This is a genomic window from Terriglobus sp. YAF25 (assembly GCF_052113305.1).
Taxonomy (GTDB): Bacteria; Acidobacteriota; Terriglobia; order Terriglobales; family Acidobacteriaceae; genus Terriglobus.
Genome location: NZ_JBFRCY010000980.1, coordinates 1 through 1,319 on the forward strand (window position 1 = coordinate 1; position 1,319 = coordinate 1,319).

Genomic DNA, 1,319 nt, shown 5'->3' on the forward strand with positions numbered 1-1,319 from the left:
GGGTACAGACCGGGCAGATGGGTAACAGATTAGACCGGGGACATRGGTAACACTTTCGCGAGGTCGAGCGGAGGCGTGTAGAAGTCTGGCATGCCTTGGAGAGCGAGCGGAGTGTTGGAAGAGCGTGCCCGGTTTGCAGTGGAGTGGGAGAGCGGAGCGTGGACGATGTCGGAGCTATGCCGGCATTACGGTATATCGCGGAAGACGGGCTACAAGATCTTGTCACGGTGGCAGGAGAAGGGAGCGAGGGGCCTGAGCGACCACAGTCACGCACCGTTGCATCATCCCAACCAGACGACGGAAGGTATWCAGCGGCGAGTGCTGGAGCTGCGGCGCGAGCATATGAGCTGGGGTCCGCGGAAGCTGCGCAGCTGGCTGAGGTCTCATCATCCTGGACAGAAGTGGCCRGCGGCCAGCACGATCGGTGAGCTGTTGAAGCGTGAAGGTCTGGCACATCCGCGCAAACAACGGCGTCGTACACCGYCGCACACCCAGCCCTTTGCGCATGCCGATAGGTCTAACCAGGTGTGGTGTGTGGACTTCAAGGGCTGGTTCCGTACCCAGGATGGTGATCGTATCGACCCCTTCACCATGACCGATGCCTACAGCCGTTACCTGTTGCGCTGTCAGGTAGTGGCCAAGACCAACACCCCAGCCGTGATCTCCATCTGTGAGGCAGCTTTTCGGGAGTATGGCTTGCCCTGCGCCATCCGCAGCGACAACGGAGCTCCGTTCGCCAGTTGTGCGATCGCTGGGTTGTCACGGCTGGCACTCTACTGGATGCGGTTGGGCATCACGCCGGAGAGGATCGAGCCCGGACATCCCGAGCAAAACGGACGCCATGAACGCATGCACCGTACCCTGAAGGCCGAGACGGCCTCGCCGGCAGAGGCCAACCGGCGCCGGCAGCAACAAGCGTTCGATCSCTTTCGTCAGATCTACAACCAACAACGCCCACACGAAGCTCTCGGACAACGGCCACCGGCAGAGCTCTATAACCACAGCCCGCGCTCCTACCCCGAACGGCTCCCCAACCCCGAGTACGACAGCAGTCTTCAAGTCCGCACTGTCTACCCTCATGGGCAGTTCTTCTGGAAGGGCAAAGATGTCTTTCTCAGCAAGGTCCTCGCCGGTGAACGCATCGCCTTCGATCAGGTCGACGACCAATACTGGTGCGTCTATTACGCAACCTTCCCCATCGCCTACTTCGACCAACAGAACCTCAACGTCGGCAACCTCCCCCAACAACAAGACGATGGAAATCTGGAAATTTCATACAACCGAAATTCCCAGATTCCCACCGCCTCCACCACTACCTG

The 1,319-nt window shown here is 59.8% G+C and carries 1 protein-coding gene; it reads left to right on the forward strand.

Annotated elements, in window-relative coordinates:
- Positions 1 to 90: 90 nt before the first annotated feature.
- A partial coding sequence (locus AB4043_RS25795; protein ID WP_442308558.1) for an IS481 family transposase occupies positions 91 to 1,319 on the forward strand: 1,229 nt, incomplete at its 3' end.